At 57.2% G+C, this 23,157-nt stretch carries 18 protein-coding genes and 2 pseudogenes; 4 read left to right on the top strand and 16 right to left on the bottom strand.

Annotation, left to right across the window (positions count from 1 at the left end):
• Positions 1–347: 347 nt before the first annotated feature.
• From ACPPVP_RS30340 to ACPPVP_RS30360, 5 genes are all read right to left on the bottom strand, one after another.
• On the bottom strand, positions 348–2,117 hold the full coding sequence (locus ACPPVP_RS30340; RefSeq protein WP_426527222.1) for an adenylate/guanylate cyclase domain-containing protein: 1,770 nt from the start codon (positions 2,115–2,117) through the stop codon (positions 348–350).
• Between the two features lie 430 nt (positions 2,118–2,547).
• A complete protein-coding gene (locus ACPPVP_RS30345; protein WP_426527224.1) occupies positions 2,548–3,267 on the bottom strand; it encodes an outer membrane protein in 720 nt (239 codons plus the stop codon).
• A 151-nt stretch (positions 3,268–3,418) separates the two neighbouring features.
• Positions 3,419–5,017, bottom strand: a complete 1,599-nt coding sequence (locus ACPPVP_RS30350; protein ID WP_426527226.1) for an arylsulfatase — start codon at positions 5,015–5,017, stop codon at positions 3,419–3,421.
• Between the two features lie 100 nt (positions 5,018–5,117).
• Positions 5,118–6,788, bottom strand: a complete 1,671-nt coding sequence (locus ACPPVP_RS30355; RefSeq protein ID WP_426527228.1) for an arylsulfatase — start codon at positions 6,786–6,788, stop codon at positions 5,118–5,120.
• 114 nt (positions 6,789–6,902) lie between these two features.
• The gene (locus tag ACPPVP_RS30360; RefSeq protein WP_426538147.1) at positions 6,903–7,799 is read right to left on the bottom strand and encodes a formylglycine-generating enzyme family protein; all 897 of its coding nucleotides are present in this window, start codon (positions 7,797–7,799) and stop codon (positions 6,903–6,905) included.
• Between the two features lie 362 nt (positions 7,800–8,161).
• On the opposite strand from ACPPVP_RS30360, the gene ACPPVP_RS30365 reads away from it, so the two are divergent.
• Positions 8,162–8,548 carry a response regulator transcription factor gene (locus tag ACPPVP_RS30365; protein ID WP_426527230.1) on the top strand — a complete coding sequence of 129 codons (387 nt, stop codon included), beginning with the start codon at positions 8,162–8,164 and terminating at the stop codon, positions 8,546–8,548.
• A 560-nt stretch (positions 8,549–9,108) separates the two neighbouring features.
• On the opposite strand, the gene ACPPVP_RS30370 is transcribed toward ACPPVP_RS30365, so the two are convergent.
• Positions 9,109–11,385 (bottom strand): sensor histidine kinase, encoded by a 2,277-nt coding sequence (locus tag ACPPVP_RS30370; protein ID WP_426527232.1) that lies wholly within the window; start codon positions 11,383–11,385, stop codon positions 9,109–9,111.
• Between the two features lie 326 nt (positions 11,386–11,711).
• On the opposite strand from ACPPVP_RS30370, the gene ACPPVP_RS30375 reads away from it, so the two are divergent.
• Positions 11,712–12,329: a response regulator transcription factor gene (locus tag ACPPVP_RS30375; RefSeq protein WP_426527234.1), complete on the top strand. Its 618-nt coding sequence runs from the start codon at positions 11,712–11,714 to the stop codon at positions 12,327–12,329.
• 808 nt (positions 12,330–13,137) lie between these two features.
• Here ACPPVP_RS30375 and ACPPVP_RS30380 read toward each other — a convergent pair.
• Entirely contained in the window at positions 13,138–13,443 is a 306-nt protein-coding gene (locus ACPPVP_RS30380; protein ID WP_426527236.1) for a hypothetical protein, read from the bottom strand.
• A 1,104-nt stretch (positions 13,444–14,547) separates the two neighbouring features.
• On the opposite strand from ACPPVP_RS30380, the gene ACPPVP_RS30385 reads away from it, so the two are divergent.
• A complete protein-coding gene (locus ACPPVP_RS30385; RefSeq protein ID WP_426527238.1) occupies positions 14,548–14,991 on the top strand; it encodes a hypothetical protein in 444 nt (147 codons plus the stop codon).
• Between the two features lie 27 nt (positions 14,992–15,018).
• On the opposite strand, the pseudogene ACPPVP_RS30390 reads toward ACPPVP_RS30385, so the two are convergent.
• The 3 genes and pseudogenes from ACPPVP_RS30390 to ACPPVP_RS30400 all read right to left on the bottom strand — a co-directional run.
• Positions 15,019–15,305: pseudogene (locus tag ACPPVP_RS30390) on the bottom strand (transposase); the annotation flags it as partial.
• 163 nt (positions 15,306–15,468) lie between these two features.
• Entirely contained in the window at positions 15,469–15,852 is a 384-nt protein-coding gene (locus ACPPVP_RS30395) for a tyrosine-type recombinase/integrase (RefSeq protein WP_426527240.1), read from the bottom strand.
• Between the two features lie 1,194 nt (positions 15,853–17,046).
• On the bottom strand, positions 17,047–17,409 hold the full coding sequence (locus tag ACPPVP_RS30400; protein WP_426527242.1) for a hypothetical protein: 363 nt from the start codon (positions 17,407–17,409) through the stop codon (positions 17,047–17,049).
• 556 nt (positions 17,410–17,965) lie between these two features.
• On the opposite strand from ACPPVP_RS30400, the gene ACPPVP_RS30405 reads away from it, so the two are divergent.
• Positions 17,966–18,634, top strand: a complete 669-nt coding sequence (locus tag ACPPVP_RS30405; RefSeq protein WP_426527244.1) for a recombinase family protein — start codon at positions 17,966–17,968, stop codon at positions 18,632–18,634.
• 17 nt (positions 18,635–18,651) lie between these two features.
• Here ACPPVP_RS30405 and ACPPVP_RS30410 read toward each other — a convergent pair whose 3' ends face one another.
• From ACPPVP_RS30410 to ACPPVP_RS30435, 6 genes and pseudogenes are all read right to left on the bottom strand, one after another.
• Entirely contained in the window at positions 18,652–18,936 is a 285-nt protein-coding gene (locus ACPPVP_RS30410; RefSeq protein WP_426538435.1) for a hypothetical protein, read from the bottom strand.
• Positions 18,937–19,011: 75 nt separating this feature from the next.
• A pseudogene (locus ACPPVP_RS30415) lies at positions 19,012–19,173 on the bottom strand (DUF5681 domain-containing protein); the annotation flags it as partial.
• Between the two features lie 424 nt (positions 19,174–19,597).
• Positions 19,598–21,772 (bottom strand): AAA family ATPase, encoded by a 2,175-nt coding sequence (locus ACPPVP_RS30420; RefSeq protein ID WP_426527246.1) that lies wholly within the window; start codon positions 21,770–21,772, stop codon positions 19,598–19,600.
• 53 nt (positions 21,773–21,825) lie between these two features.
• Entirely contained in the window at positions 21,826–22,185 is a 360-nt protein-coding gene (locus tag ACPPVP_RS30425; protein ID WP_426527248.1) for a hypothetical protein, read from the bottom strand.
• A 2-nt stretch (positions 22,186–22,187) separates the two neighbouring features.
• Positions 22,188–22,523 (bottom strand): hypothetical protein, encoded by a 336-nt coding sequence (locus ACPPVP_RS30430; protein ID WP_426527250.1) that lies wholly within the window; start codon positions 22,521–22,523, stop codon positions 22,188–22,190.
• The gene (locus tag ACPPVP_RS30435; RefSeq protein ID WP_426527252.1) at positions 22,520–22,819 is read right to left on the bottom strand and encodes a hypothetical protein; all 300 of its coding nucleotides are present in this window, start codon (positions 22,817–22,819) and stop codon (positions 22,520–22,522) included. Before ACPPVP_RS30435 ends, ACPPVP_RS30430 begins: the two co-directional genes overlap by 4 nt.
• Between the last annotated feature and the right edge of the window lie 338 nt (positions 22,820–23,157).

A 23,157-nucleotide genomic window follows, 5' to 3' on the forward strand; every position in this document is an offset into this window, starting at 1 on the left:
GCCTCCTACGCGGTTACTCCCGCGGGGGCCTTGAGGGCGATCTGCGATTGGTCGGGATTCTATTTGCGGGAAGTTAGGAACGCTTGGGACTAAACCTCGTTGTGGGCCTCAATTAGCAAGCTACTGAAAGGGAGCGATGATGTTTAGCGTCCCGAAAGAGCTAGAGACAATGGCGACAATCGATCCGTCCGAGCCGGCAATCCTGCACAATAGTCTGACTGATGAAATCGAGACCCGGACTGGCGAGGATGCCGCTGGGTTACCGCAAGAACGCGGGATCAAGACGCGATGGCACCAACGACCGATGTCGGACCGCCCTCCACAATACGTGAGCCAGGCTGAGCTGATTATTCGGGTAGCCCCGCCCTGCGCAGGGCGTCCTCCCATTGGGCGAGCACCTCGGGTTGCCGGTGCGGGAGACGATCCTTGACCTTGTGAAGGCGAAAATTTGGATCGAGTGCGCGTACGCGTTCCATTGCACTGCTTGCAATGTCGAGATTTCCAGCCATCGCATTTGCCCCGGCCGCGACAAGTGCAGCAATAAAGTTGCTTGATTGTTCCAGCATGGCTGCCGTTGCAAGGGATGAGGCAGTATCAAAACGTCCCGCCGCAAAGTGCGCGGTCGCTATCGCAGCCAGCATTCCAGGTCGCTGCGGGTCGACGGGGCTAAGACGAACGACCCGTTCCAGATGCTCGATTGCAAGGTCCTGCCGACCGATGAGGCATCTAATCCAACCACTTAGATGCCAGGCCATTGCCAAATTCGGGTTTAATGCTTGAGCGCGATCCATCAACGATGCTGCACGTTCAAAATCAGCAAACATATAGCCAATTGCGATACCACTGCTCGCTAGTGCAACGGCGTTGTCACCGCCGCATTCCACAGCCCGGTCCGCGATTCGCTCTGCTTCCGACGCTTCTGACGATCCTTCGTCTGCCCAGCCGTTCAACTTGCGTCGAGCATAAGACCATGAGGCCATCCCATAGGCAGAAGAGAACTTGTCGTCGAGTTCGATAGCCTTGTAAAACAAGCGAAGCGCCTCGCTGATGTCCTTCCTGCCGCCCTTGTGAAAATTCGACATGGCCCTCAGATAGTAGTCGTACCCGTCGAGACTTTCCGTGGGCTTGCGCATTGCCCGAACAATCTCCGCCTGTTCAAGCTTGGGTGCAATCGCACCCACGACCCGCAACGTAATGTCGTCCTGAAGATCAAAGATATCTTTCAATGCACCATCAAATCGGTCCGCCCACAAATGCGCTCCCGTCGAGGCGTCTATGAGCTGTCCGGTCACGCGCACCCGATCGAGGACCCTGCGCACGCTGCCCTCAAGCACGTAGCGGACGCCAAGTTCACGCCCAACTTGCTTCACGTCGACGGCATGGCCCTTGTAGGTGAAGCTCGAATTGCGAGCGATAACAAACAGAGCATGGTAATGCGACAGCGCCGTAATGATATCTTCCACCATGCCGTCAGCAAAATAATCTTGCTCAGGATCGCTGCTCATATTCTGGAAGGGCAACACTGCGATGGAGGGTTTGTCGGGAAGCGCGAGAGGTTGGGTTGTCTCGACTGAACGGTCGGGCGACAACAACGCAGGCGACTTCGCGTCGCTCAATCGCCAAGCCCGCATCGGCTCGGCAATATTCTTCAGGTTCTGCAACCCCATATCTTCGAAGGGAGTATCGAGCTTTCCGCGAATCTGACGCTGTGCATCATCTGAAATGCAGATGCCACCCGGTTGCGAAAGTCCTTCAAGCCTTGCCGCGATATTCACGCCGTCGCCAAAAATGTCGGCGTCGTCGAAAATGATGTCGCCAACGTGTATGCCGATGCGAAACTCAATCCGAGTTTGTGGGGGCAAAGCGACGTTTTCGCGGGCGACCGCTCTCTGCACCTCTACAGCACAGCGCGCTGCATCCACCGCGCTAGCGAACTCTACCAACATCCCATCACCGGTGGTTTTCACGATGCGACCGCGATACGCTGCGATGGTAGGATCGACTAACGTTTTACGAAAGGCCTTGAGTTGGCTAACCGTTCCTTCCTCGTTTCTTCCCATCAGAAGGCTATAACCGGCCACATCTGCCGCCAACACAGCTGCTAATCGTCTTTCCATTCGTTCCCTCTGCCAGAAAGACCCACTCAACGGCTTGGAAACTACCGAATTAATACCAGCAGTTAAAGGCAGCAGGTCATCTCATGCAAGGCCTTGTCGAACAGTAACGTTAGCCTCGAGAGGATCGGCAAAGGATGCCAACGTAGTGCCCGGAAGATGAGGGGCCCAAAGTTTTCAGGCTGGGTGCTTTAGCCCATTGGACGTCCCCGACATAACTTTGGAGCGAAGGTGTTGGTCGCAATGGCCACCGCCGCCGCTGCGACGCGAACGCGAGTTAAATCGGCTATCTTCAAGGTCAACCCGATCGCCCTGGATCTGGCGTTCCCGTTCAAATTGACTGTTAGTGAAGGGCGGCCAAAGGGCGCCCAATGTTGTCTTCCTTGAACGAACATTGGGAGCGCCGCTCACATTCAGCCAAACGGATAGATTTCTAAAATCCTCCAAACCTATAGTTGATACCGCCTCGAACAACATTGAAGTGATCAGTGCTCGCCCCTGTTCCCATCGCGGCCACGTAAAGATATTCAACCTTTGCGCTCCAGCTCGGCGCAAATCCCCACTCCGCCCCGCCACCAACCGCAAGCCCGGGTCGCCAATGCGATTCCGCACAGCCGGGCAGCACGCCAAATGTGCCGCACGGGATGCCGGCGATTGTGGTCGCACTGGCTGTTTGTTTAGCGAAGGCCGCGCCGCCGGTTGCGTAGATCAACCAATTATTCATTGCTACACCGGCGCGTGCCCGTGCCGTGCCGAGCGCTTCAATTTTCGAGTTCACGTCTAAAGTGAAAGGTTGAGGTACACCCAAAATCGTAGGTAAAGTGACACGGCTGCCTTTGATGTTTGCCCAGTCAAGATCGGTTTCGAGACCGAGCACGATATACCCTTGTTGGATTTGGGCGCCAAAGGTGCCGCCAATCATTCCCCCGTTAATATCGAAGCTGGCGCGATCGAAACGATCAGCGATCAAATTGAGTGGATCTTGGCGCCCCCAACCCCAGCCGCCGTTCACGCCAACATAGAGCCCCGTCCAGTTGTAGACCGCGGCGGGCATTGGCGCAGGAGGCGCCTTGACTGCAAGGTCGGCGGCGTTCGCCGATAGCGGAGTTGCAAGCAACAGTGCGGCCGCGAGGTATTTTACCCTGGTATTCATTGCATTTCCCCTACGTTTGATTTCGCCAGTATCGCCTGAGCGCCGACGCTTTTATGCCTCGCAAGCCAACGTTGCGATAAAATTGAGCAACGGCGTGACAACCATGATAGACTCCCTGAATTTTTCTAGTGGCTTCCTCGGACTCACCGCATCAGTTGCTCGACGGCGGGTTTCTTAGCTTTTCCATCGCCTGTTCTACCGAAAACGATCCCGGTCTCTGTCGCGGCGGAAACTGCTGAAAGCTCATGAGATGTTGTCCGACGACGGCCTGAACCGGTACGAGCAGAAAAGCATGCTCTATGAACCATCTGACGTAATCGCCAGATTCATGCTGCGCTCTCTCGAACGGGTCGGACCTGAGGTTGAACAGCGACGGCAGCCGCAGCTCGATCATCGGCTGAGCCCATACGTCGAGCCCATGAGCCTTTTGTTCTAGAAAAACGGCCTTCCATTGATCGTAACGAAGGCCGGCTAAGTTGCCATCATCGGTCCAGTAGAAAAATTCACGGCGCTTGGTAGGCCCTTTACCGCTAAGAAGTTCTCGCTGATCATAGCCATCAAGATGGACCTTGAAGGTCGTTCCTGCCGCATCGTAGCCAGATAATAGTTTGTTCTTGATGTCAGACTCGCCAGCTGCCGCGACCAGCGTTGTTGCCCAGTCTTCGGCCGAAAACACGTCGTTGATCTCAGTATGAGGCGGCACTAGCTCGGGCCAGCGCACCATCGCCGGGACCCGATAGCCGCCTTCCCAATTCGTGTTCTTCTCACCCTTGAATGGGGTAGTTCCGCCGTCCGGCCAGGAGAATGTCTCCGCACCGTTGTCAGTCGTGTAGATTACGATTGTGTTGTTCGCGATGCCGAGATCGTCAAGCTTCTTCAGAACCTGCCCGACTTGGCCATCGTGCTCCACCATGCCGTCGGGATAAATCCCAAGACCAGTCTTTCCTTCAGACTCCGGCTTGAGGCGAGTCCAGATATGCATGCGGCTAGGGTTGAACCACACGAAGAAAGGCTTTTTGTCCCGATTTGCGCGTTCGATGAAATCGTTAGTGGCGCCAAGGAATTCCTCGTCGATCGTCTCCATGCGCTTCTTGGTGAGCGGGCCGGTATCCTCGCACTTCTGCTTGCCCCAGGTACCGAAACGGGGATCGTCGCCCGGTGAGTCGGTTGGGACGGCAACGCACTTCATGACGCCCCGAGGCCCGAACTGCGCTCTGAATGTCGGATTTTTTGGATAGTCTGGATGCTCTGGCTCATCCTCGGCATTCAGGTGATAAAGATTACCGAAGAACTCATCGAACCCATGCACCGTGGGTAGGAATTCGTTGCGATCACCTAGATGATTTTTGCCGAACTGTCCGGTCGCGTAGCCTTGCGGCTTAAGCAGTTCGGCTATGGTCGGATCTTTAGCTGACAGGCCTTCCTTCGCCGCGGGCAAACCCACCTTAAGCAGCCCGGTTCGCAACGGGCTTTGTCCAGTGATAAAAGCGGCGCGCCCGGCAGTGCAGGATTGCTGGCCGTAATAGTCGGTGAAGATGGCGCCCTCGTTGGCGATGCGGTCGATGTTGGGCGTGCGATAGCCCATCATCCCCCGATTGTAGGCGCTGATGTTGAAGTATCCAATGTCGTCAGCCATGATGACGAGAATGTTGGGCTTTTGCTGTTGCTGCGCCGATAACGGTGTGACAAAGCCTGTTGCCGCTGCGACCGATGCGAGGAGACCAAAGCATGTGCGTCGGAAGATATTCATGGGTTTTTCCTCGCATCGCGTGTTCGCGTGCAGATAAATTCAAGGCACAAAGTGATCGGCGGGCGCTCAAGATGACGCCCGCCGATCGGTGTCGGCGTTCTTAGTCGCGACCCGCCTTCATGGCTTTGATTTGCTGCATCACCTGTTCCAGGTTGTAGCTGGCCGGGTCCTGCAGTGCGGGGAATTTGACGAAAGTCTCGAGGTGCATAAGCCAGAGCTGCTGTCCGATAGGCAGCATGTTCCAGTCGTAGACGTAGGCGGTCGAGGGAGATGCAATCGCCCCTCCCATACCGAACAGCGTCTTTATCTGCGTACCAACGGAGGTCTCAAACGGATCGCGCTTGATGTTGACGACTTGCGTCCAGTGATAGGGCTGAACTCCAGCGATGAAGCCGGAGGGTGCGTCAGACACCATTGCGAAATACATCTTCCAGTTTTTGTAACGGACCGCCGACGGGTCCTTGCCGGAATAATACAAGAAGTGGTCACGCGCCGACTTTTCGGATTTTCCGCTTAGATAGTCGATCTGATTGACGCCATCGAGCGTGGTCTTGACAAGCCCGGGATAGCCGGCCTCGACACGTTGCTTCAATTCGTCGCCTTTGGGACCGCCGGCGATCTCGACGAGAGTCGGGAGCCAGTCGAGCGACGCAAACATTTCGTTCTTGACTGTACCCGGCTTGATGACGCCCGGCCAGCGGATCACCATCGGGGCACGCATGCCGCCCTCCCAGGTGCTGAGCTTGCCGCCCTTAAACGGCGTGACGCCGCCGTCCGGGAAGGTAATGGTCTCGGCGCCATTGTCGGTGGTGAACACGACGATCGTGTTGTTGAGCTGCCCGATGTCTTCGAGCTTCTTCAGCACCACGCCGATGTTGTCATCCATCTGCTTCATGCCGGCTTCGTTGACGCCCCAGTCCTTGCCGCCGGGTTCGCCCACCATCGCCTGGTACTTGTCCGACAACATGGTCGTGATGTGCATGCGGGCGGGGTTGTACCAAGCGAAGAACGGCTTGTTAGTCTTCTTGGGGTCGTTGCGGTCGAGAAAGTCGACGACCTTGGCGGAGATTTCCTCGTCTATTGTCTTCGATCGGTCGAGCGTTAGCGGTCCTTCGTCCTTGCACGTTTGTTTGGCGCCAGAACCGTCGGCCGACGTACACGCCAGCATCGGGCGCGGCGGCGTCAGGCAGACCGTCGTCTTGGGATCCACGGCGCCGGGAACTTCGCTCAAACCGGGGACCGGCGTATTCTTGCAAGGCGGAGCGAGACTCTGCTGGCTCGCCGTCTTGTTGATATCAGGGAAGCTTACTCCTTGCATCGCATCAAGGTGGTACAGGTAGCCCCAGAATTCCTGGAAACCGTGCGCCGTCGGCAGCGAGTCGGCATGATCGCCCAAATGGTTCTTGCCGAACTCGCCTGTGTTGTAGCCGAGATCGAGCAGGAATTTGGCAAGCGTCGGCGTGCCGGGCCGTATATAGGATGGGCTGCCGGGAAGTTCAGGCAGGACCATGCCTACGCGGACTGGCTGCATGCCGGTGATGAAGGCCGTACGTCCGGCCGTGCAGCTCTGCTCGGCGTAATAGTGCATGAACTTTGCACCTTCATTGCCGATGCGGTCGATGTTGGGCGTCTCCCCGACCATTAAACCTTGATGGTAGATGCTCGGCTGCATCCAGCCGATGTCATCGCCCATGATGAAGAGGATGTTGGGCTTCTGCGCCTGCTGAGCATCCGCGGGGGTGCTTAGCGGCAGGGACGCCGATACCAGCATCGATGCGCTCAGCAAAGCGGCGCATGAGCGCTTGAGCCAACCAAGCTGCTTGCCTGATGACTCTGCAGGGGGGTTGTCAGCGGACGCGTAACTTAACATTGCTTGCTCTCCCGATTATGATGCATCCAACACTTTTCGGCTGACGCATCGAAAGCCCAAATGACTTGTTGACGTATCTACCGGCTCCGCGTGGCGGGCTGCCGGCCGGTAGCGCCGGCAGTAGTTCGGCGCGCACAAATGCGAGCCGCCTTTGATGACTTTTCGTGGAATTTTCACATTGGTGGTTCGGGGGTCGTGGCTGTCGGCCTCGCTGCCGCCGCGCGGGTTCTGCGGAATACAGCAAGCCTTCGGCGCATCCGCCTGATGCTTTGGCGAATACCAGTCGGCCGTCCATTCCCAGACGTTGCCGATCATGTCGCAAAGTCCGTAGCCGTTCGGCGGGAATGCGGTGACCGGCGAGGTGCGCTCAAAGCCATCAGCATTGACGTTCTGCCGTGGAAATTCACCCTGCCAGGTATTGGCCAGGTGATGGCCGCCCGGTGTGAACTCATCACCCCACGCGAACTCGGCGCCCTCGAGCCCGCCGCGCGCCGCAAACTCCCATTCCGCTTCAGTCGGCAAATCCTTGCCAGCCCATTGCGCATAGGCGAGCGCATCGTTGAATGCCACATGCACGACTGGATGATCGTCCAAACCACGAATGTTGCTTCCGGATCCGTAGGGATGCCGCCATTGCGCGCCCTTGGCAAAGGTCCACCACTGGCTGAAGTCCCGGAGACTGACAGGGTGCTCAGGCGGAGAGAACATCAGCGAGCCCGCATAGATCATATGCGGAAGCATTCCTGGATAATCCTTCGGGCTGGGTACGATTTCCGCGACGGTGATGTGCTTGGTGGCCCTTACGAATTCCCTGAATTGCCGGTTCGTCACCGGATAGCGGTCCATCCAAAAACCGTCCACCGTGACACGGTGCGCCGGAGCCTCTTCAGGATAATGCCTGTCCGACCCCATGCGGAACGTGCCGCCGGGTATCCAGATCGATCCCTCGCGTAGCGAGGAGATTGCATCAATGGAAACATCGGCCTTGGCTTTTTTTATTGAAAAAGGCGCCGTCATTTTCGGGCGCTGCCTCCCTATCGACATCCAATGGCAATCACAGAAGTCTACGGAAGAACCGCCTCAAAGGGATATAGGACCCTGGTGCTATATCGAGCCCCCGGTACGCTTTGCTATCATCACTAGAATGCGGCGGATTCAGATGGTCCAAAAGCAGGAGGACGCGGCTGAGCATGGCGGGGCTTTAGAAGCTGGGAATCCAATCCCGTTGGCCCAAGGTCAACACGACCGGAGTCGCGGCAGAGGGCAAAGAAATCATGGCGGAAACTTCCCCATGGATTGCCATCGTTGACGACGATCCCGCCGTGCTTCGAGCATTGAGCCGGTTACTGCGTTCGCGTGCTTTTCAGGTGAGGACCTATGGATCGGGACCGGAATTTCTCGCGACCCTATCAGACGAGCTTCCCGATTGTCTGATCGTCGATTTCCAAATGCCTGAGATGAACGGAATGGAGCTTCACCAGCATATTATGATGAGGGATTTCGCTATCCCGACGATCCTCATCACAGCACATGGGGATACGGCGATATACTCACAGCTCGCGAAAGATGCCCTTGTAGCCAGGCTTCGGAAGCCGTTGCAGGCTGAAGCATTGTTCACCGCGATCCATAGAGCGATTGGCCATCCCCCCGATGGTGGCTAGTGCTCACTCAACTCGCAGATAGAACGTTCACATTCGCGCCGCCGTTCGGTCAGGAAATTTGCAATTCATAGCGTTTGAGCAGAGCAGAAAGGAAGACCATGCCGATTTCGATTTCAATGGTTGTCGTAGGAACTCATCTCGTCGTCGCAGTTGCCGATAGGATACCTACATTTGACATTACCAAAAGCTGCAAACTTGACGTGGCTGCAACGGCCGGCCTTTCCGTCGATCAATCTGTTAAGAATTGCGTAAATGATGAAAACCGGGCCAAGCGACAATTGATGAGCCAATGGTCCAAATTCTCGTCTTCCAGCAGGGCGCAATGCGTTCCTCTGGAGAGCATTGGTGGGACACCAAGCTACGTAAGCCTTTTGACTTGCTTGCAAATGAATTTATGGTCGCGATAAACGGCAGGCTGTGGCGCCCGCTCCATCTGAACTGGCGACGCTACCGTATTCCAAGGTCAGACGCTGAATCGACCCGATGCCTAACTACATTTTTAACTGACCATGTGGCGGTTCTAGGGGGACGAGGGCTAAAAAGAGACGCCCTGATGCCGATCATTGAGCCGCGATTGAAGCTGGTTGGGTCGGCAGTAAAATTTCCGCGACAGCGCCACTACCAGAGTCAACGTTTCGAAGTTCTATCCGGCCCCCGTGCTTTTCAACAATAGTAGAACAAATAGATAGACCGAGACCAAGACCATGGTCCTTAGTTGTATAAAATGGCGCGAAGACACGCGTTGTGTCTACCATCTTGATCCCGGACCCATTGTCCTTCAAACGGATCTTTATAACTCCAGTTTCAGTCACTCGAGTGCTGATATCGATTCGGCGCGAGGCATCCGCGGTGGTGGTCATCGCATCCATCGCATTCATAAAAAGGTTGAGCAGAACCTGCTGTAACTGCACCGGGTCGCCGATAACCGCCGGCAGATTACTCGCTAGATCAGTTTCAATGGCAACCTGTCGCTCAATCAACTGATGGCGCAGCAGCGTTATTGTCGAATCGACGAGTTTGTTGAGATCTACATATACAAAATTGCTCTCGCCCTTCTTGAGTAATCCGCGGAGGCGCTGAATGACGTCGCCAGCCCGATTATCCTCGTGCACGATATCCTGCAGTGCCTCCTGAATTTCGGTGTAATTTGGTGATTCTGGAGCCAACAGATACAAAGCTGCCTGCGCGTTCGAGAGAATTGCAGTAAGTGGCTGATTGACCTCGTGCGCGATCGCGCCTGAGAGCTCTCCCAACGTGTTAACCCGCATCAAATGCGCCACCTCTTGATGCTTAAGTTCGAGATCCAATTCGGCATTTTTCTGGTCTGTTATATCGGCGAACATTCCGCTGATCCGGTTTGGCGCACTTTCTCGGTCGATATCAGCACGCGCATGAATGCGTATCCACCGTAACTTGTCGTGTGGGGCTGCAATGCGAACGTCAGCCGCAGCGGACCTGCCATCCCTCAACGTGCCTCTAAGTGCCGCGATCGCGATCGAGCGATCGTCAGGATGGACGGCCGCGAGGAATGTTCGGTATGTGAGGGCACTATCTGACGGCACGTCAAGTATCGCTCGGCAATGTTCAGTAGCCCATAGCTGATTAGTCTCCCGATCGAACTGCCACAACCCAATGCTGGCGGACGCCGCTGCGAAAGTCATGCGGTCTTCGCTTTCCTTGAGTAATTCCTCCGCTTTCTGGCGCCGACGCCTTTGGAACATCAAACCGGCAACGACTGACGACTGGATAGCAAGCACCGCGCCTGTCGCAGAGATAAGGTAGTGATGCCGCTCCCAAAGGCTTGGCTCGTGGAACAAGAGAGTGCTGTTCGGTGGAAGCGCTTTTTTATCGAGCCCCCATCGCTCCATCGCACGCGCATCAACACGAAAAGCGGGTTTCGAATTGTCTGGCGGGAGCAGCTTGGTAGCATCTGCGCCTGAAAGAATCGCCAGTACCAGATTGGCGGTATTCGTGCCGATAGATTGATAGGTCTCCAGATATCCTCCCACAACGCCGGTGCCGAGGTATGTTTCGAAAAAACCATAGACCGGAGCGGTAGACGCCTTCGCGATGGCTGAGGCAACATCTCTCGGTATAAGGCGCTTGTTCTCGTTATCCTCGAAGAACGTTAGAAACAGAACGACTGTATCGCGCTGCAACTTGGACACATCTTCTAGCAGCCTGCCGTATGTACGATCGAACCAGAACTCTGCTACTAGCTTCGAACTGTTGTAAGCCTTGATTGCTCTGCGCCCATTCTCCTGCCATCTACGGTCATTGCTGCTGATCCCGCCAATTACGACAAGCCTTCGTGCGTTCGGTTGAAGGCGTTCAGCAAGCTCGAGCGTCTTTTCGGGGCTGTAGTAGTTAATTACCGGTACGATATCGGCCGGTAAACTCATGGCATCGAAAGTGGCCCGCGTTACATCGGACCACACGACGGGTACGCCCGGTGCAATCATGTCGCGATATTTGAGGAGGAACGGCATTCCGGCAATGCCGATAACCACGACTGCGTCAAAACGTACGTTTGCATATTTCTTGTGTAGATAGTCAGCAGTCCTCAAGGCATGGTCTTCATCCGGTCGTCGCGCCAGATCAAGAAAGTCGGCTTCGACTTCGACTGCATGAGGGAATCGTCCGAGACCAGTGCGAAGGGAGTCGGAGATGGCCACGTTGGCGGGGAATGTATAATTGTAAGCATGAAGAATGAGAATGCGTCGCGGAACTTCGTCTGCGCGCAACTCATTGCCTGAAATCAAGACCACCAACCATACAATGATTGGCAAAAGCGACCGCTCAAGGCTTGGTCCATCAACCCGATCGTAAGCTCGCACGAGATCCGATCCAGTTCAGAAAATGCAATTCAAAGATAATTCATGGAGTTACGGCCTGTCTAGGGAGCAGCAAAAGGCCCCGTCAACTCCCGGAGTTTGTCTTAACCCTATTAACGACACCGTATTATTGTGCGCCGCAGAATATTCCGAGTGCCTTAGGCAGATCGAACGATGGAATTTCCTTGTTGGACTGATCACGAAACTTTTAGGACCGCTAGAGGGGGCTATTAGCTAGACTTTGGAGAAGCGTGTTGTGGCTTGCTGCAGCTGGATGACGCCGCGAGCGCGCAAGGGCTGCTTCCTGACGTTTGTTCCTTCAAACCGAAATGACTGAAAAGTTCACGGTTTATATTGTTGATGATGATCCCGGCGTGCTTAAGGCTCTATCGCGGTTACTTCGCACCAAGGGCTATCTTGTCAGCGCGTACGACTCTCCCCAGGTGTTCTTACAAGAACACGATGCGGGGGTGCCGGGCTGTGCGATTTTGGATGTATCGATGCCTGGCCTTGATGGTCTGGCGCTTCAGCGTGAACTGGCCATTACCGTCGGCTCTCGTCGCCCAATAGTGTTCGTCACCGGGAAAGGAGACATCCCTACGAGCGTGCGCGCCATGAAGTCCGGAGCCGTCGACTTTCTGACCAAGCCCGTGAAGGACAAGCACTTATTCGAAGCTGTTTCCCGTGCAGAGGAAAGAGATGCACGGTCGCGCAAGGACCACTCCGAGTTAAAGTCAATTCAAGAGAAAGTCGCGAGCTTGACCCCGCGGGAGCGAGAGGTACTGGCGCAAGTTGTTGCAGGACGCATGAACAAGCAGATCGCCGGTGACTTAGGCACAGCCGAAAGAACTATAAAAATTCATCGCGGCCGGATGATGGAGAAGTTGGGCATTCGCAATGTTGCCGACTTGGTTAGGATGGCTGAAAAACTCAATCATTTTTCATAGAGTCCGCAGCCGTTCTCGGCGCTCTGGCTGTGAGTTATACCCGCGAATGGATCTTTCCACAGCGCTGCCGGCCAAAATGGAGGCTCGCTTTTCATTGAATGATGCGAGCCAGCGCCGGCGTTCGATCATATCGAAGCAGCGTTGCCTCCTGCCCAGGACGCGTGACCGCCTCGGGCATCCATTCGACAAGCAAAAACGTTTTTGCTGGCGCAACGGACGTCGAGTGTAGATGCCCGATGCCTTTAACTACCGTGAATCTGTGGTTGTGGTCGGGAGGGCCTGCGATGGGCCGTCAGGCTTGATGATGGCTCAGAGGCTTGGAGCTGGATGGATACAGCAAGCGGGACACGACGGCTGCGGTCAGCGGCGTGCCATTGGCGGACACGTAACCGGCGGCAGCTAGCCCCTCTGCGACCTGACGCAATGTCGGTAGTCGGCCCATGACCAGAGTGCGTGAAAGTGTTCGGGCTAGCTCTACTATCTCCGGGTGCTCGTACTCGTGGCCCTTGCGGCCCTTGCCCGTTCTGCCCCTGGGTGCCTGATCCATGTCGGACATGCTAGCAGCCGATTGTGACGGGTTGCTAGGCGTCAAGCGCACAACTGCCATGCCACTGGCCGGACACGTGAGGTGATCGGGCGGTGCCCCTCAGTCCCGCCAAAAGTCCTTGAAGCGATCCGGGCCCAATTCCGTGTATCTGACCGTGGGCTGGATGTTCTTGTGGCCGAGGTGCCCGCCTATCGTGGCCCTTGTTGGCCAACTCTTGATATTCTCCAGCAACAAATGCTGACGCTCGGGTGTATGCTCTGATCACTCCCCTGATTTAGCTCGTTTCCGCTCTTCCTCGACGTAGAGGCGCTTTGTGGCCTCCTCAGTAACCTGCTTCTCGCCGCGGGTTTGTCTCCTGTTGCGGGTGATGCCGTAGGCTAGCACCAGACCAAGAACGCCAGCCCCTACGACCCATAAAGCGACCGGGAAATGGGAGCCCATTTCGGTCGGTAGTCCCTGCGCGGCCAGATGATCTGGAAGAAGGGACATGACGAGCAGCGCCAGCATGGTCGCAGTCGGCCTGGAAACACCGCCAACAGGTTGTTTGCAAGATAAATTGAAAATCATGTCAGCTGTCCCTTTCTCCTACGGGCAAGTTGCGAGATATCGTCAAGGTTCCAATCACGAGCAGCCAGGCGGCTTCTGATACCGCCGGGCGCGGGGCAATCAAGGGGCGATCTTCGGCCTCCCGCAGGAACGAATTGATTGCCACGAGCTTCTTGAATTCGCCGTTGTAGCCGAGCGCGTCAGCGTGGAGTAACGGATGCGTACGCCAGATGGACGCCTTCCATCGCATAGATGGCCGGCTGCGCATTATGCGGAGACGCGAGCCGCGATGATGTGAGTGCCGATCGGGATGAAGCGCAATGAGTGGGAACAAGTGGATCCTGGAAGTTTATCTCGCTAGGAAAGCCAGTGGAGATCAGCCGGGCATCACTTCGAAATTGAAAACCTTCCCCAGCTTCGAATTGCGCTCACGAATATCCCTAATCACAAAGATAGCGTCGAAATGCCGGCCAACGCTACTGCCGCGGATCGGATCGCGCTCCTCGATCTGAGGGCTCAAGGCTTTGACATCGCGATCCGCTCGTAACGATCAGCTTAATTGGAACGGGATCGGCTAGGCAGGTCAATTTTGCCCTCACCCTTACACAGTCTCAAAAGCAATGGCCTAAACGACCCGCCGGTCCGACCGGGTGCGCCTCATCTACGTTGTCAAACTCCAGGCCCAAGGTGTTTAAGTTCATCCAAACTATCCGGCAGTTGCGAACGACACGGTCATTTGCGGTCATCAGCTTGAATGTTCTCGGAATGGACATGGTGTCAGTGACGTCGACGGCCGCACCTTCTGGCGAGATATTGACATCGTGCACCGGGTGCTCAACCCCATGTGGGAGACATAGGCCGCTTGGCGGATGGTTTCGCGTTGCGATTTTCGTCGTTCTTCCACACCAGCACCGAAGGATTTCGCACACGACGGAACACAGGCGCTCGCACGAGCTCCCAATACCTCAAGCTAGGACCACGCGGTTAACGAAACCTCTTCCATGCCTTCTCGTCTTGGCCAGATGTTCGATAACTTCCGCTACCGGCACGCTGGAACAATCCGCCGGAAATCGACCGTTAAGCATGCCTCCACGGACTTGTGATCCGAACTAACGCCTTGAACGATTGCACAGAATATTCTGCGAGCGTGGCGCCGAAACGAAGGGGTCTGCTTTGCGAGAAGGTGATTACAGCGTTTGGTTTCGGACGCCGGGCGGTACCGGTACCGCCCTCGTTCGCGTGAAGGATGGCCGGATAATTGGCGGCGATGCCTTCATCAAATACGACGGCTCGTATCGTCTCGACGGCAGGAATTTTGAAGCGGTAATAAATACAAAACGTCACACGGATGGCCCGCCGACATGGTTTGGGATGGACGAAGTGACGATCCGTGTCTTAGGCAAGTCCACTGGAAGAATTTCCGCGGGCTCCGCCACCGTCGATCAATGTCCCGGACTGCCGCTCGATGTCACGCTGATGTGGATCGAGGAGGAAGAGATCCGGCACATCGACTATTCGAAGGTCGATCTTCGTCCCGAGCGCCTGCCAAGCCCCGGGCCGGTAAGATAGGTCGCGGCCGCTGCATATTGCTGTGTGCTAGGGCGCGGACTGATAATCGCGGCCAGCCATAGGCGGATGGATGCGAGTTGGACGAAGGCAAGGTAGTTTCCCGCAAGCCTGTCGTAGCGTCGCGACCCGACGGCATTGCTTGATCCTGTTGAAGAACCGTTCCACCTGGTTTCGACCGCGGTAGATCGGATCGCTGCGATTGCTTTCGGCGGGATGTTCGCCCACACGCCCTTCTTCATGGCAAGCTCCCTGATCCAATCAGCGTCGTAGCCGCGGTCAGCAAGCAGCATTGATCCAGATTTCAGATGAGACAGCTATCTGCCCAAAATTACGACGGCACGCTGAAGCTGAGGCTTTCGCCGTCCACCATCTTCTGCCTCCCGAACAGCCCCCTCCCACGTGAACGACGGGCAAGCCCTAACAGCGGTGGTGCAGTCCAGGATAAAAAACGTTTTGCTTTCAGCCATATGAATTTGGTCAGCGCCAGAAGTCCTTGAACCTGCCCGGCGACAGCTCGGTATACCGCACCGTGTGCTGGATGTTGCGGTGGCCGAGGTAAGCCTGCAAGGCCCGGGTATCGTGGCCCTTGTTGGCCAGGGCGAAGCCACAGGCGTGGCGCAGCATATGAGGATGAGCCGGAAAGCCGAGTTTGGCCTCGACAGCAGCGCGCTCCACCATGCGGGCAAAGCCGGCCGTCGTGAACGGCGACCCCCGCTCGCTGGTGAACACGAATGGCGACTTAGGATCCTCGCCATAACCACGACGAACCGTCACGACCTTCCACGGACGGTTCAGTTTTCGCTGCGCTTCAATTTGATCAACGGCCTGTGAAAGCCGGCTGATGAAGGACGCGGTGACCATTGTGGTTGTCCATATCTCGCGACAGCAGGGCCAGTCGCTGTTGGATGTTGAACAGCGTTTCCGCTTCCAAGCACGCCCGGGTTTTCTTTCAGTGGGTAAATAAACCCCGGGTCATCTCGTCGGACCGGATCCTTCCGTTCAACGCGGCCAGCGTTTGCAAATGCGCTGCGAGCTTGGTGAACAGGTTCGCTTTTGCCGAACGGTCGCCAGATCTCGGATCAGAGCACATTCCGCAGCCTATTGCGAAAACTTTTTAGGTGAGCCTTATCCCTCATCGATGCGTTCCCTCCCCGAAGGCGCGCCAGGACACTACAAAACTGGTTGATAAATGCACTTGTGAGATGCCCCAGTTTGCTTGTTGATAGGTGCCAGCACGGCGGCCGAAAAGCTCCCACATCTACGCAAGCGCCCTACCCCACCCGCGCTAGGAACGTTTGCTGCGCATCGGGGTTGACCACAGCGTCGCGGGCGCCAACACACGCGGCGCGCCGCGGGCCCCAGTCATCGTCACAGCTGGCCGGGCCCAGTCTAAAATGGTTACCCCGTGAGGAACGATGGCAAGCGATCCTCCTTGAATTCAATGGATCGCATCTACCTCGCCTCATCGCCTTAGCTCTGCTGCTGCTCGTGGGTGCGACCGGTATGTTCGTGACCAGCGCCGACCGTCGGCCGCACGTCCCCACAGTCGGCATGGCCGGATCAAGATCAGCCCGGTTCACAAATCGTTGTCCGATGCGAACCTTCCCTGATGACATCTATTGGAGAAATGGGGCGAAGCACGCGGTGCGGATACTACGCACGTTTCAATTCACAGAAAGGGCATCGAATGCTCCTGAGGCTGGCAATAGCGATTGGTTGCGGCATCACCCTGCCGAGTGCCGCGATTTCGCAAGAGTATCGCGGAACCTGGCAACAACAGCAGGCCTGCACACCCGACGTCTGGAGGCTATGCGGTGGGCAAATCCCCGATGTGAACAGGATCGTGGCTTGCTTACGGGCAAATACTCCGCAACTCAGCGATCGGTGCCGCGCGGTCGTTGCTCAGGGCGACACAGCACCTCCGCGTGGTGAGTATCGCGAGTACGAAAGGCGAGATCGAGATTACGGGCCCCGGCGTTTCGATCGAGATTATGGGCCAAGGCCCTCCGACAGGGACTACGGTCCGAGGCCTTACTACGGTCCAAAGCCTTACGATTATGATGAGGAGTAAAGGACTAGGAACGCGATCGTGCAGGCCATGATGGGCACGAAGGCGATGATGTAGACCGTCTGCTGACGCGGCGGGGTCGCGCGTTCTTTCCGACGAGCCCGCATCTGGCTCATCCGTTCAGCCGCAGGCACCAACCTCGCCCATTTGATTTGCTTGGTCGCCAGCGCAAGCTTCAGGCGCTTGATCTCGGCCTCGTAGAGCGCGCACTGCGGACAGGTCGGTGGAAGCTCGATGGTTACGCGCTTCGTAACTCCGGTTATGGTTGGCGTAACAGTTGAGGTCCCCGTAACAGGGCAGAAGCGGCTCCAGTGTTGCTCGCCGCAGTTTCGGCATTTCGGGACTTCCATGATGGGCGGTCCTCGGAAACGTCGGGGGCGTGTCGAAAACTTGGGGCAGTGACCCGTATCGGACCTGACGCGTTTCAGTCCCGCATCACCGCCCCCGGGCCCCCCATCCACCCACAGGTACGCGCTGGATCGCGTCAGGAGCCTGAGCGAAACTAACGCACAGGCGGCCCACGCTGAGTCAGCTAGATAGCTCCGAGCGGGAAGGGTCATCGCCGAAACCGACGGCGTCCTTCGGCCTTCTCTCGCCAACTTTCAAAAAGGGTTTGTGAAAAATTCAGATTGCCCCGCCGAAGCGCGCTCGCCTTTGTCGAGGCGCAATCGGAAAACTAAGCATGCTTTCGGCGAGTTTTTCCCTCCCCCGGGGGTGCAGGCCCAATCGTCGCGCGGCTCCGGTGTGTGTAGACGCCCCGGCATGCGAAAAGGATGCGGGTATGCGAATTCTAAGCCCCTACAAAAGATAATCGTCAGTTTCTCGCCGGGACATTGCAGTCCCTAATCGAAGCTGTTTACAGATGAACGCTCGATCACTCGTAAATCTTGGGAGGGAAATAATTCTATGCGACCCGCCGTTTCCTACATCCGGGTTTCCACCCAGAAGCAGGGCCGCTCTGGCCTCGGCCTCGAAGCACAGGCCGCCGCCATCGCCGCGTTCGCAGCATCCGAAGGGTTCACCGTGATCGATAGCTTCGTCGAGATCGAGACCGGCAAGGGCGCCGATGCGCTTGAGCAGCGCCCGCAGCTCGCCGCGGCGCTGGAGCTGGCACAGCTCGTCAACGGTACCGTCGTCGTTGCCAAGCTGGACCGACTCACCCGCGACGTTCACTTCGGCTCCGGTCTGATGGCTGGTAAGATCCCGTTCCGGGTCGCCGCCATGCCGCATGCTGACAACTTCCAGCTCCACATCATGCTCGCGGTCGCCGAGAAGGAGCGCCAAGATATCTCCGACCGCACGAAGGCCGCGCTGCAGGCTGCCAAGGCCCGCGGTCAACAGCTCGGCAACCCTGACATCGGCAAGCTTCGGAAAGCAGAGGCGGAAGAACGCGCTACGCATCTTCGATCCATCATCGAACCACTTCGTAACCTTTCGGCCAAACGAATTTCAGCTGTCCTTAATGAGCGGAAGGTGGCGGCGCCGCGTGGTGGACGGTGGCAGGCCACGCAGGTGATCCGGCTGCTAAATCGCATCGCCTTGACCTCGCTCCAGCATGACCAGCGACGCGATTAGCCACTTGCTGAGAGGTATTAGCGAGGTCGCACGGTTAATAGTCGGGAGACGGGCGTGACTGCCTCCGCAACCTGTCCGCCCATTGCGATACGCATTAAGTCGGCATCGCTCAACTGCTCCACGCGCGCCACCCGCTCATCCAGTTCGGCAGTTTGATACGCCCGCACAAAGCTGTCGATCATCTTGCCGAGTTCCGCCGCTTCGCTGGGAGTGATATGCCCGTTTGACACCGCTCGCATTACGGCGGCCATCAGGTCAGCGGCATCCCTTGGGGTGTGGATCGCCGGCAGCTCGAAGCTCACGGGGCGGTCCCGCCTCGGCGGGCATAGCCGGTCTAAGCACAATTTCAAAGCCGTTACGTCGCCCGCCATCGCCAACTCAATTGCCTTCCTCGTCAGCCGCGCGGCCTCGCCATCAAGCATCGCTTCAACGGCCAGCGTGGCCGCATTTCGCGATCCCTGCGGCCTGCCGCGCGGATTGCCCGACCGGCCTTTCTGGAACCGGCTACTTTGTTTTGCGACTGTATTTACAGGGGGCATGGTGCTCCCAACATTAGGCCCAGACGTTATCAGATACGGCCGCGCTTGCGAACTCGTTTATCGGACCAGGGATGCCACGGCATTGCGAAAGCAGGCGAGGAAGCGAGCAACTCGTTAATTCTCTCTTCAAAGAAAACATTGAGCCCACGCTCGTAGCCCGCGCGTTCGACAGTCGTATCTCGATAGTCCTGTCATCGCTCATAGTGTCTGCTCCTTGCTTTGCCCGTCAGGGTCGCCGGTGCCGACCAAAACCGGCAAACCACCCTGCCGCCGGGATCGAACGCGGGACCTGTATCACTTGCCAGTGAGACCTTGGGAACGTCGCTCACTGCGAACGAACGTACTAATGTATGGACAAACGTGCGTTCGTTCGCAGTGGAATGCGAATTTTGCGAATTTTCTCACAAAAATTCGCGTTCGCACCTCAGGCTCCGGTCCGCTTCAGCCAGTCAAGCTCAGCTTCCTCGACCAACCAAAGATAGTCCACACCTTCGATCTCGCGTGAGCATATCAACAGCCGCTCCCGTGCATCCTTCATGGCGCGGTTGAAGGCACTGCGCTTGACGGCATCTCTGGCCCGCTGATCCTCATTATCGGCCGGATAGCTGGCGACGAACTCAGTTCGCACTTGCTCGAGGGTTACAGCGTGGACTTTCGGTCCGTCGTTGCCGTATGGGAAGAGGTCCCGGCAGCGCTCAATGACCACAGTTTCCATGGCGCTGCGGAAGATCCGCAACGTCTTGGTCCAGCTCTCCTTTCCGCTGGTGTTCTTGCCGGTGTCGTCGCGCTCCGGCTTCCAATCAATGGCGCAGGTGGTTTCGCCGTCGCCAAGGTCGACCTCAACTAGGTTGAACGGAAATTCGACACCGGACTTGCCGTTGCGCAATTTCCTGACTTTCATTCTCGTGTTGCTGATGCTACCGCCGACGTCACGGTCAGCCAGCATCGCCAACACCAGGTCGCTGGCGTCTTCCTTGTTGCTAGAACCCTTGGTGCCAACTTCGATATTTTTGCCGAAGTGATCGACGACCAGCACGAACGCGCCAGTCTTCTGGCTGAGACTTCGCAGCCCGTTCATGACCTGCTGGGTTTCGGCGGCGCTGTTGGCATCCTGGAAATCGACTGAGGCCATCATGGTATCAATGATGATGCAAACCAACGGTACCCCGAATTTCTCAAGCATTTGATTGTGAACGGTCCGCGCGATGGTAAGCAGCTGTTCAAATCCCGCCTTGGTGTTGAACCGAACCGGCTCCTCGATCCATACCAGCGGCAGATGGTTGAGGTCGCCCTCAATCGGGTTGCCCGCAGCTGATGCAACAAACGCAGCGGCGCGAAGCTTGTGCTCGACGCCTTTGAGCCGGGTGCGGACTTCGTCGCCAGCTTCAGCAGCGACAAACAGCACGCCACCGGCACGGACAATCTCGCGGCCAGCGAACGGCATGCCCGATGCAATCGATGCGCTGAGATCGAATGCAACGAACGTTTTGCAAGCGCCCCATTGACCGGACATCAGACCGACTCCCTTTCCCGGGATCAGTTTCTCGACCAGCCAGGAATGGGGTGGCCGGGTGTCGGGTTCGCCATGCCAAAAGAGATCAACGGTCGGCGCCGGGTTGCCGGAAGGAGCAGATGCTGTCTCGTCAGCGAGATCTGGGTGGGGCTTCAGTTCTCCGCCGCCCAGGCCGGACACCAACGTGGCACGCGCGGCAGCTTCGCCGTCGTCGGCAACCAGCCGGCACGCGACGGCCGCTGCAAACAGCCGGTTTTCAACCTCGTCTCGGTTGATCCAACCGCGCGCGCACATGGTGCCAAGCCGGAACGCCAGGGCATTGAGCTTGTCATTGCGGCCGGAGTCCGGCGCCATGGCGGACAGCTCGGCGGTGCAACCTTGCAACGCAGCCAGTGCATATTTACGCTGGCGGTTGCCATAGATCGAGTCGAATTCGTCGACGTTACCACCACCAAGGTATGCACCCTCGCCATTCGCTTTGCGTGCAACGTCCTCGATCCAACCTTGCGCCCGCATGATCGCAGCGGCCTTGGCGACCAAGTCCCGCGCTACCGCTCCGGTGAGTTCCGGCAGATCGGCACGGGGCACATCGCCGGGTTCGGCGCCATGCCAGGAATAGGGCTTAGCAGTGCCGGGATGAGTACCCAGCACCACAATTTGCTGGCCGTTACATAGTACCTCGACGCGGTGCCGCTTTCCCGTCGGCGAGGTGAAGACCGGCGTCGAAATCTTCCCGAACGGGGTTTCGGTTCGAAACAGCGCGGCACGTTTCGGTGCCTGACCGAAGCGGACCATGCCGCGGGTGCCTATCTGGTCCCACAACATCATCTCAATCGCTTGCGCCACGTCGGGATCATAAACGTCAATGTCCACCGCTGGCGTGATGCGCGTCAGAACGCCGGTGTTAAAGGCCGTTGGATATTGATGAAACCAACTGTCGATATCCCCTTCGTCGGGGACAAGATTCTGCCATCCGGCAATCGACGGTTTCTTGCCTTCAGTTGGAATCGGCAAGTAGCCAGCCAGTAGCAGGCGCTTGCGCTGCGTCGTGGCGGCGTCCAGAATCTGCCAGCCTGCAAGCTGCATAGAATTCTCGTAAGAACTGCAGGGCCGTGTTGTCAGCACGGCCCTGCCGGGTTTTAGAAATTGATCGCGTCATTCAGATCAGAAGCGGGAGTCGGCTTCAGCGGACGCACCCGCACGCCTTCTTTGCCAAGCCCGGTCATTTCAGCGTAGAGCTCAACTTCCATTCCGATCCATTTGGAATAGTCTTTGCCGTACGCGGCCGCCAGTTTTTGCGCGTTGGTCTTGTTCAACACGAGCGCCTTTTCGACGCCTTCGAAGTAGAGGAGGTATCTGCGCTTAGTGCTCCCGTCCTTCTCCTTCAACTCTGCCGGAACGATCTTGCCGATCCGGAAGTGCGGCGTTTCGCCATGCAGGTCGGGGACAGAATAGTACTTGTTCCCATATAGATCGTCGAAGTCAGATTCATTTGACATGGTCAGTTCCTTTTCATGACGAGTTCAGGGTGCTGAGATTGCGACCGGGCGTGCACCCAAAGCGCGGTCGCATTCGCTTGCGCGAATTCCGGATTGCGGATCGTGATGGCTTCGGTTGGCCAACCGAACCGGCTGATCGTTTCCAAGAGAAAATCGGCGATCGTTTTTGGCAGCCATCCGCGATGGCGGTCGCAGGTTGCGCAATGCAGGCTTGCGACATGCGGCCCGGCGGCTTGCCCGACCACGACGACCATTTGGCCGCACACGCCACACGGAACGTCTTTCATCCGTTCGAGCTGAATGCGTAACCCTGCCAGTAGCGGCGCGTCATTGATCATGGCGCGGCACTCCAGTGCCGCTTGACGATGTGGAAATAGCCAACCATTCCCGGTGCGCCGCCGCGAATTTCACGGTCGGTCCCAGCCAGCGCGTCGTTGATCTGGTGAATGTGATTGCGAACGTTGACGGCGCTTGCCCGACCGTCGAAGCAGATTGCGTTGATATGCTCGATCGTGATGCCGTTCGAATCGGAGCGCTTGACCACGTCGAAGATGTGCGCCTTGAGCGGTGACAGCCGAACGCCCGCGCGCAGTTCCGGCATTGGCTGATGACAATGGGAACATAACTTCGTCATGCCGCGCCCCCATAGGCGTCGTGGAGGCATTCGACGGCCAAGGCTTTGATGGCGGCGTGAATGATCGGAGCGGTATAGGTAGAGAACATGACGCACGTTTCCGTTCGCGCCCCCTATGGAGCACGTGTTGTTGGGTTGATGTTCCTTTCTGATTGCCCCGCTGCTGCGGGTGTGGACGGGATTAGAGCCAGGCCCTATAACGAGGTTGTTCAGACGTCCCTCGTTTCCGTCCGGTCTTGCCGCTAACGCCCCCTTTCCGGTCCAGGGAAGAGGGCGCCGCGGTTTTCATTCCTCCTTTCAGTTGCACATTGACGACAGGCCGGCCCCTTGCGGGGTCG

Origin of the sequence: Bradyrhizobium sp. McL0615, assembly GCF_049993905.1 — a bacterium.
Taxonomy (GTDB): Bacteria; Pseudomonadota; Alphaproteobacteria; order Rhizobiales; family Xanthobacteraceae; genus Bradyrhizobium.